The organism is Marinospirillum insulare DSM 21763, from assembly GCF_000686905.1.
GTDB classification, from domain to species: Bacteria; Pseudomonadota; Gammaproteobacteria; order Pseudomonadales; family Halomonadaceae; genus Marinospirillum; species Marinospirillum insulare.
The window spans coordinates 77,003-86,031 of the sequence record NZ_JMLW01000012.1; the positions used below are offsets into that span (position 1 = coordinate 77,003).

A 9,029-nucleotide genomic window follows, 5' to 3' on the forward strand; every position below is an offset into this window, starting at 1 on the left:
ACGATCATAAGTTGCAGAGTAGTTGAAGCATGGCTTATAGAATTCATTAACTAAATTATCTTGCCCTGTGAAGTATTCACCCTTAAAACTTAAGCGCCTTAACATCATTTACTCCGAATCAAAGATGAATAATAAACCCCACCAAACGACAGTTAATAACAGCTTCTCATGCACACTTAACCTGTACTTACCCGCCCACACTGCACTCGAACCAGCTTCCCTTCATACTTAAGGAAAGCATCCCCTTTGCCGTTCAAAGTTTCTGCACCAGCATCATCAATAATCACTCGGCTTTCAGTGCCGTTTTTCACACGTAGTGCTAATTGTGCTGGCAGGTTTGAACGAAGGTTGGTGCTAATCACATCAGCACTGGGTTTTTGTGTTGCAATAATTAAGTGGATACCAGCAGCACGGGCTTTTTGCGCTAGGCGTTTCAGCCCGGCTTCGATATCTTTTTTCTTGTCTCTATCCGATGTTAAATCGGCATACTCGTCGAGCACAAGCACCCACCAAGGGATACACTGTTCGGGTGAGACTTTGGCGTTATATTCTGACAATGAACGAACCCGCAGCTCTTTAAATAGCGAATATCGTGTTTGCATTTCTTCTACTGCATGCGAAAGTAGCTTTATGGCATCTTCATCATCCCAGCCGATTTCACCCAGCAAATGCGGGAAGCGCTCAAAGTTGTTTAACTCTGTGCCCTTAGGATCAATCAGCATGAGCTTGAGCTCACTTGGCTTGTAGTGTTTGACCATGCCGTACAAAATGGTATTAAGTGCCTCTGACTTACCACTGCCCGTAGTGCCACCAATTAGTAGGTGCGGGCAGTTAGAGGATGAAAAGTTTAGTGAAATCACATCGCCGTTTCGGTCTTCCCCGATAGGCACTTCTAGCACTTCTTCTGGGCGGTGCCAGTACGGCGCCCAGATATCATGCTGATCTACAAAGTAGCGCTGCTCTGGTGCCTTTGGTACGTCGATATTTACCGTGCCTTTGGCGATTGAGAACCCAATCTCTTGCTCTTCTTCAAGCCGCAACACCAGCTTGAGTGATTGCGACTTGTCAAATAGACGCTTTGGATCGGTTCCAACATCGATGGCAACACGGAACAATATAGATGCAGGGCCTTCAATGTAAGCAGGGCCGTCATCTGGTTTGTAAACTGAAATACTGTGGCTGTAGTAGCAATTAATGACCTGCTGGTAAATGCGCTCTAATTCAGCGGCTGGCATTTGCTTACGCTGCTTTTGGGCGTATGTAGTCTGGTCTTCCACTACCGGTAAGTCTTCTTTTGATTCCTTCTCGCAAGACAGTTCAGAGTCGTTATCTTGCTCGAACTCCTCAGTAGTTTGAACGCTTTCTGTGGCGGCACTTGGTTTAACACCATTCATGCAGTCAGCTTTTAGAATGTACTCTTCAGGAATATTTTGCAGTAATGCTGGCGTTGTACTAGATATTAACTCGCCTAATTTGGTTTTAACCCAGTGGGTTAAACAGCCAGCTGGTAGTTCGATTTTCAGCGTGTTGAGTACAGGGGTGAACTGCGCTGTGGAAAAGTCAGCGTCTTCAACGTTCACAACAACCAAGGCTTCGGGGTAGTTCGGAATATCCGTTAGGCTGTAGGCACCATTGAGCCACCAAGCGGTGCGCGAGGTAATTGGGTCAAAGTAATTTGGCTTGTAAACATTGTAGAGCTTGTACTTGTCGATTTGCATCAACACTTGGCGAATAAACAAACCACGGTACAGGTGCCCAGCAAAGGTGTTTTGACCTAGCAGCTCGGTGAAGTAGCGTTTTAGCTCTTTGGCTTGCTCTACGCCCTTGCTATGCGTTTGGCGTCTGCCTGTTTTCACTTCGACAGGTAGTAGAATCAGCTGATCTTCATAAAAACCAGCGAACAGAATGTCGTCTGAGATTGCTCCTTTCTTAATACCTTGCGCATTACGCGAGAAGTCTGAATCAGACATTTTTAGGCCAAGGTTACCCGCTACGCGAATAATCTCAGCGATCGACAATGGCACCCAGGTAATTGGTGAATCTGCCAACAGACAGTTCACATACTTGTATGCGCTAATAATGCCGCGCTTTTCTTTACGCTCGTTCGCCCCAGCGGTCACCATATTGAGCAGCCATTCGCCGTTAAAGGCGTTGAACTCTTCGATGTGGCCGCCGTTATCGTTCTCTAAAACCTTGTGGTACAGGTCGGTTTGTTTGGTGACGGTAATGGCGTCGTAGTTGACCGAGTTGGTGTAGTTATCTGAGTAATGAATCAGCACAACATCTTTTTGTGATTCAAAGAAATCGAGCGTCACTTTAGGGTCGATAACTGTTGTCCAAATCGAGTTTTCGTAGGCCACTTCGAGATGTTGGCGGAAAGTGTCGCTCACTACTAGCGCGATTGATTTAGAGTCGGTGTACTGCTCACCGTTACGGCGCGCCGGTTTAAGCAGCCCATTTACCTTGCTCGCTACTTGCAGTGCTAAGTTATCTTCGATGTAAACATCTTTTAAGCCAAATGAGGTGAAGTAATCACCATTATGGTTATGCGCTGCTTCGCCAGGCATTAAGCCCGCAGACACAACACCACTTGGCTGCTCTCCAACGTTTACATCGGTGCTGCATACAAGCTCGTTATTTTTAAAGAAGGTGATATGCGCATACTTATGCTCTGTTGCATCTTCATGCTCAAACTTACTGTAGGTAAGCTGTGTGCGCAGTACATCAATAATGGTATCGGCTTGTTCTTTGGCTTTGCCTTTCGTTAGTTCGCAAAGCTCTTTTAGCTTCTCGTAGCTTGAAGTGTCGGCAAACTCGTCAAACAGCGTTCTCTGCTCTTTATCGTCGTAAATATTTACGTGAATAGCTGGCAGTATGCCCTTACTATTTTTCACGTAATCAACCAAGCCCATAAACACATGTTGGTTGTCTTGGTTATTGACCGAGTTGACGATTAGCTGCGACTTACTACCAGCGATAAATAAGCTACCAAAAGCCGTGACAAACTTGGACGTTTTGTCTTTCACCAGTGTGCGAACAAAGTCGTAGTTACTGTTTTTTTGCGGCACTACACGCGACCAAAGTGCATTTTCTTTTTCGCCGATGTTAAACGAGAAATTATTCTTGGCATCAAACAGATATGGCAACAGCCCCTGCGCTGCCAAACGCTGAATAGTGACCTTGGGTAAATCTTTAAAACTTGCGCCCTGCTCTGCTTGCTGATCCTCAGCAAGGCGAGCGGCTAAGTTAGAGTTGTAAGCAAGTACTATAGGGTGGAATGGCGTTACATATTCTTGGGTTTGCTCATCATCACCCAAGTGTGCAATGCCAATTGCAAGAAGGTCTTTCTGATCTTGCGTTAGCGATGAGTTCAACTCAATGGCGTTCAGTGCACTAATGTATTGCTCTGCCACGGCATCGCACAGCGCACGAAATCTTGGGCCCCAACCTTCTAAACTTGGTAAGCTCTTACGCTGTTCCAGGTAGTTAAACAAAGCCAAATAAGCATCGTATAAATCAGGCGCTTTCGCGAGAATATCACTTAGCTTAAGCTCAGCTTGGTTATCTTTGATGGCCAGAATTTTAAGCTCGCATAACCTGTGCTCGTATTGGAGCAAGGTTAAGCGCTTGGCTTTAGGTGCCACTTCTTTGTTATCTAACTGAACCTTGTTTTTAGCCGAATTAAACGAGCCGTAGTAGTCGTCGTTAAACAGTAATGAATGGCGCGATTGGTCCAACAAAATTGGGTAGGTCAGCCCATCGGCATCAACTGCACCCTCTACATTAAAGCAAAGTGTGCTGTACTTGCCTTTCACCTCGAACGTTACTTCATCTGACTCAGACGCCAGCTTTTTAAAATCGACAGAACCAACCAGTTGTGCATCAAACAGTTGCTCATTGTCGGTCATAACCTCGGTACTGCCGTGCTCGGCGATTTTGAGGGAGTGTTCGTCGGTGCGAAGTGTCACACGATCTTTTTGTGGTTCCAGCAGGTAATTATTACGGAAACCTTCTAGGTAGAAATCATCTTTTGGTAAAATCAAAATGCGAAGGTAGTGTTTCTCTTTTGGTTTGCCGGTATCTATTTGCACCGAGAACATTCGAGCTTTGCCAGTTGCGCTACCCTCAATGGTCAAACAAGACCGCTTACCCCCAGCATTATTAAGCTTGAATTGAATATCGCCAAAAGCTTCAGCAGTTTGTGCTTTATTGCCCGTGTGCTGCAGCTTGATATTACTGTTGTTTAACTTGGCATTTAGGAACGTTGTATCGATTGCCCAGTGGGTTTGTTCTTGGTCAATTTCCAAAATTAAGTGGTGCTTACGTAAACCAGCGCCCTTATCAGTTTCACTACACTCGTCAAGTTCCCCACCTGTGGCTGACATTTTTTCGAGCTCAAGCAGGTCGGACCTGTTTTTATCTTGCTCTTCTTTAAGTGCACCAAACTCAAGTTTTTTTTTGTAGGCTGTTACGTTGTCTTCGGGGAAGTTTTTCTTAACAAAGTCTTCGCTTAAGTCATGTTGTGCCAGTTTATCCGTCAGCTCATTAGGGAAATGCTCGGCATAGAAATCCAGCTTTTCGCTAATCGCTTGGTTCTCGCGCAAACGATTTTCAATTTGTTTTGGGTCATCCCAGGCGATAATGGTGTCATCTTTAAGCATGCCCAGTTCGTCAAAGCGTAAGTCACCATCTGCGATGGCATCGTAGAGCGCTTTAAAACCAAACATTGTGGCACCGTCGGCCACAACTTGCTCAAACTGAAACTCGAGCAAACATTCAGAAATTTTGGCTTTTGGATCACGTTGATCAATAAGCTCATGCAATAGACTTTTGATTTTACTTGGGTTCCAAATATTGCCTTCTTGGGCGACATCTTTTGCTGAGTTGATTAGGGTATCGAGCATTGAGTCATGAATGACTAATAGAGCGCAGCCACGTAAAGCACCTTGCTGTGAGGCTACTTCATCACGTAAGTGCGAAATGAAGTTTTCGGTGTAGCCATCGGTATCGGCATGAAACACTGGCACTAGTTTACTTTGACCAACTTCAATAAACGCAAGCCTAGTGTCCTTAACCTCTCGACACCCATTTGTTTTGCTTACAAGTGCTTTATAAAGGGCTTTGCTGCGTTCAGCATCGGGTGATGTAAACTGGTAACGATGACCCGCTTCAATTGAGTTTTCTGCCCAAGAAATAAGGTGATCAACAAGGAATTCTTCAAACTGTTTTTTTGACATACACTGCGTCCCCACTGTCACTCATTCGTTCTACATTACCCATGCGCTCGTAAAAAGCGACTAGTGCTTGCTGGCTTTGTTTATCGAACCAAATACCACGTGCTTCAAATGCTTTAATAAGTTCGTGCAGGCGCAGCTTGTCTTTTTCGCCAATTGCTAAATTGGTTAGCAGTACTAGGTAATCCTGATTGATAACCAACACCTGCCCCGCTCGCCCACGCGACTGAACGAATGGTTCGCTCAACGCTTGAATCTGCCCTTTAACGAGATCTTGGTTATATTTGTGACGAGAGTTAGACTTATGAAACTGCATATGAGAGAGCTTCAGGAGTTCCTTTAGCCAACCTACAGGCGTTTTTGCACAGGTTTTTGTGTCTTCTGGCAGGTTGCGCTTTTTAATAAATAGCTTGGCATATTTTTCTAACCGATCGGCCAGCTCGCTATCATCCTCGGGCAGCGCTTGTGCTAGCTGCCATAGTGGCGCAATGCTGTCTTTCTCTTGCAATGACTCACTCATCGCTAAATAAGGGAACAGGTACTCTAGCTGCTCACGAAGATGCTTAAATCCCGATAGTTGCAACTTATTACGCTCACTTCCCGCTTTTTCAGTATCAATAATGAGATAACATCGCTTGCTAGTTGGCTCACCAGCTTGCCAATTGCGAATATTTAACGCCGTTTGTGCCGTGTACAAAAAGCCATATAGGCGCGCAAAGCTGTTGAGATTCGCCATAAAGTATTGTGGGCGCTTGTTCATAAAATCCAAGTCTTGCGCAAAAAGCTCACTCAAAAATGGCAAATAGCTTGTGCTTTCACTTGCTTTCGTTGGCTTATTCGCTTCTGTGTTTTGATCAAATAAAGCCTTAAATTCGCGTTCAATGAAGTTCATTCGCCCTGAATTTGAGCTCTCGAGTTGGTGCTTGCAAAGCAGTGAAGTAAAGAGCTTACCTAGATTTTTGGTGTTGTTATCCATTTCTTTTTCGTTACCGCGAAGCGTTGCTAGCTCCGGTGCAACGTTGAGTAACATACCTTTGTCAAAGTAGGCTTTTTTAAGCACATCCCAGAAAGATGGCTCATCTAGCTTACTAAGAAAGTTGTCGGCACATTTCTGCTCAAACTCTTCTAGCGTCAGGCCTTTAAGCTTCTTGTTATAGAGGCTTTTAATAACCCCCCCTGCTACGGCATTCCAATCGAAGCTGTAATGCTCTGGCTTGGTGCGCAAGTACAAAAAGCTGCTAACCGAGTTACTTGCTGGCGGCTTGAGCTCGCCTGATTTAATCGTTGACATGTTAGTCATTGCTATAACCCGCTCACTTCAAATTCATCTTTATCGACTTGCTCAACTAATATTGTTTTGCTATCGGTAATGAACTGCAGTGTGTTAGATTGATTGGCAATTTGTGCAATATCATCATTGAGTTCATCTAGCAAAATAATGGCATTTTTGTCGTGCCTGTTTGGCCGGTAGCCATCATTAATTTTGTTGATCAGCTTATATAGGTTAGCGTTTACTAAAATGCTTGCTGGGTTACTATTCACGCTAATGTGAGCTTCAAAGTGAGAAATGTTAGGCGCTTTATTTTGGTCGCGTTGAATGGCTTCTAATAACTTGATGCGATCAAACTTGATGTCGATCTTGGCGGCAATAGCAAAGCCTTGCGCTTCAGAAACGAGATACTGATTTTTTTCTAGCTTGCGGCCTGAGCGGTTATTAAAGTGTCTTAGAGCTGGGCGCAGCTGCTTGCTGTAAAAGTCCCGAACAGCAAGTCGATCTTCATATTTTGCGGCTTCCATGTGTAGGCGATATAGCTTGATGTAACCAGACAAGTCTTCGTCGGAAAATGCTTCGCTGAACTCTTTGTGGTAGTCGTTTGAAAACGGTTCAGGCATCAACAAGTAAAATAAACGAAGATACGACTGAGCATTATTCTCTGTATTGGTTAGATTGATCCTGAGCTGTGTTGTCACATCAGATTCAAACTGATCGAAGGCTTCTTCATGAATACCTAGGTTTGCAGCTAGAATAAAACGATCTACTGATTTGGTGCGAATATTCGCAGGATCAAAGTCTGCCAATTTTTGGCCAATCTCATTTTCTACACCCTCAAATAGGTTATCCATTAAGTAACGAGGACCTGCAAGCATTTCAAAAATGAAATCGAGTAATGCTCTAGCTGTCAAAAACTGATTTTTATAGACTCGTGCTTTGAATAGCAGCTCAATCACAGTTTTTTTAACTGCAGATAGACAAAGCAGCTCGTAATTGGCAATAAGTATTTGCTCTTCCAGGCTAGGTTTATTCTCTTTTGTGAACTGGCAAGCCTTGTAGAACGGGTTCAATTCTGAGTTGCTGGTGAGTTTGTCTAGTAACTCTTCAGCAAACTTAACTCGTAAACCAGAATCATCTAGTTCAAACTTTGGAAAGTCTTCAAAGTTAATAAAATGCACGTCACTTTGCTGCTCACCTGTCTCCAAATACTTTGCAATGGCAGATTTAATGCGCTCGTTTGCCCCTTCCTGAGAATAATTACCCAACATTCCAGTGTTGATGCCAACAACTAACGGTTTGAATTTCTGATCATGCTTATGAAAAACGCTGTCCAATGTTTGAATAGCATCCTCGTGTGGAGAAAAACTGTGGGTCGCATCTAAGTGGAAGGAAACAAAAGTTTCATAGCTACTTTTCAGCTTAGTCAGAATTGCGGACTTACCGTCACCACTACTGCCACATAAAAAAATAATTTTCCGCTCATTTGGTGACAGTTTTTTCAAAGTATTTGATATTGCTTGCTCTACTTTTGTTGTGATGTAGAGATATTTTTTGAAAGTGTCCAATTCTGTATAGATACGTCCCATATTGTCAGTTGCAACGGCGTATGGAGACGACTTTGAGAGAATTGAAAGAGATCCCCTTAATCGCATTCGGCCTAATCCTTAACAATTCGGACAAAGAAATTGGATTACAGAAACGCATCCCTCCATCCGATGGTGATAAATTCCTCTATTTAAACAGAAAATAAATCTTTGTTGAACCCAACTATATGGGCATGTCATGCAAATCTAAGCATCAACCTCTGGTGCTTGGTTTCATAAAACAAGAGTACACTACATCACAGGGTACAGGAAGGAGACCCAGTGCCGGTAACCTTCTAATTTTCTCTACCAACCAAAGTGAAGCAGGTATGGCATACCAGCAACTGACTTAAGCACAATGATACCAGATTTTTGCATTCCGAGAAGCCGGATTAAACTTGCGTAACATCGCTAAAAAATGCAGGTTCATTACAGCACCGTGATATGGCGCAGCGTATGCTGACAGACATTATCGACGTCCTTGATGCCCGCCGCTCGCAGAATCCGGGTAAACACTACCCAAAAGTTATTGAGTGGCTTTACCGGCCAGCAGTCCCAGAGCAAACGTTCATTCTAGGGCGTTCTTGACTCATACCTAAAATAAGCTATTTAACTTCTTTAAGTGGCGTCAGAAGCTCTGGGGAGACTTTGTATTGTTTACGCCCATCGTTGTCTTTGCCTAACACTATCACGCTTTTTCGATTAATTTTGGTTACTAAACCCACCTTAATCCCATCTCGGGCTTCAAAGGTTACTTTCATGCCTACATGCAGCCTAACTAAAGCCTGAAGGGTTTCTTTTTCACGTAATTCGTCAATACGGCGGCAGATTAGATGGTTCAGTTCAAGTAACTGATCCAGTGTAAAACCTTCAAAATTCATGGTACTTATTCTCTACAGGCTTGATTGTCGCTGAGGGTGGCGTGGGTCGATTAATGCA

General features: G+C 43.9%; 4 protein-coding genes. All 4 read right to left on the minus strand.

Annotation, left to right across the window (positions count from 1 at the left end):
- Positions 1–176: 176 nt before the first annotated feature.
- The 4 genes from dptH to BP27_RS0106605 all read right to left on the minus strand — a co-directional run bounded on the left by dptH (position 177) and on the right by BP27_RS0106605 (position 8,971).
- Positions 177–5,237 carry a DNA phosphorothioation-dependent restriction protein DptH gene (dptH, locus tag BP27_RS0106590; protein ID WP_027850877.1) on the minus strand — a complete coding sequence of 1,687 codons (5,061 nt, stop codon included), beginning with the start codon at positions 5,235–5,237 and terminating at the stop codon, positions 177–179.
- Positions 5,218–6,294, minus strand: coding sequence for a DNA phosphorothioation-dependent restriction protein DptG (gene dptG / locus BP27_RS0106595; RefSeq protein WP_211251292.1), 1,077 nt, complete (start codon positions 6,292–6,294; stop codon positions 5,218–5,220). Before dptG ends, dptH begins: the two co-directional genes overlap by 20 nt.
- 242 nt (positions 6,295–6,536) lie before the next feature.
- Positions 6,537–8,093 carry a DNA phosphorothioation-dependent restriction protein DptF gene (gene dptF, locus BP27_RS0106600; RefSeq protein WP_160169826.1) on the minus strand — a complete coding sequence of 519 codons (1,557 nt, stop codon included), beginning with the start codon at positions 8,091–8,093 and terminating at the stop codon, positions 6,537–6,539.
- A gap of 602 nt (positions 8,094–8,695) precedes the next feature.
- A complete protein-coding gene (locus tag BP27_RS0106605) occupies positions 8,696–8,971 on the minus strand; it encodes a hypothetical protein (protein ID WP_027847923.1) in 276 nt (91 codons plus the stop codon).
- Positions 8,972–9,029 lie beyond the last annotated feature (58 nt).

Coding starts and splice junctions, on each gene's coding strand:
- dptF (WP_160169826.1), bottom strand. CDS start 8,093: ATGGGACGTATCTATACAGAATTGGACACTTTCAAAAAATATCTCTAC.
- dptH (WP_027850877.1), bottom strand. CDS start 5,237: ATGTCAAAAAAACAGTTTGAAGAATTCCTTGTTGATCACCTTATTTCT.
- BP27_RS0106605 (WP_027847923.1), bottom strand. CDS start 8,971: ATGAATTTTGAAGGTTTTACACTGGATCAGTTACTTGAACTGAACCAT.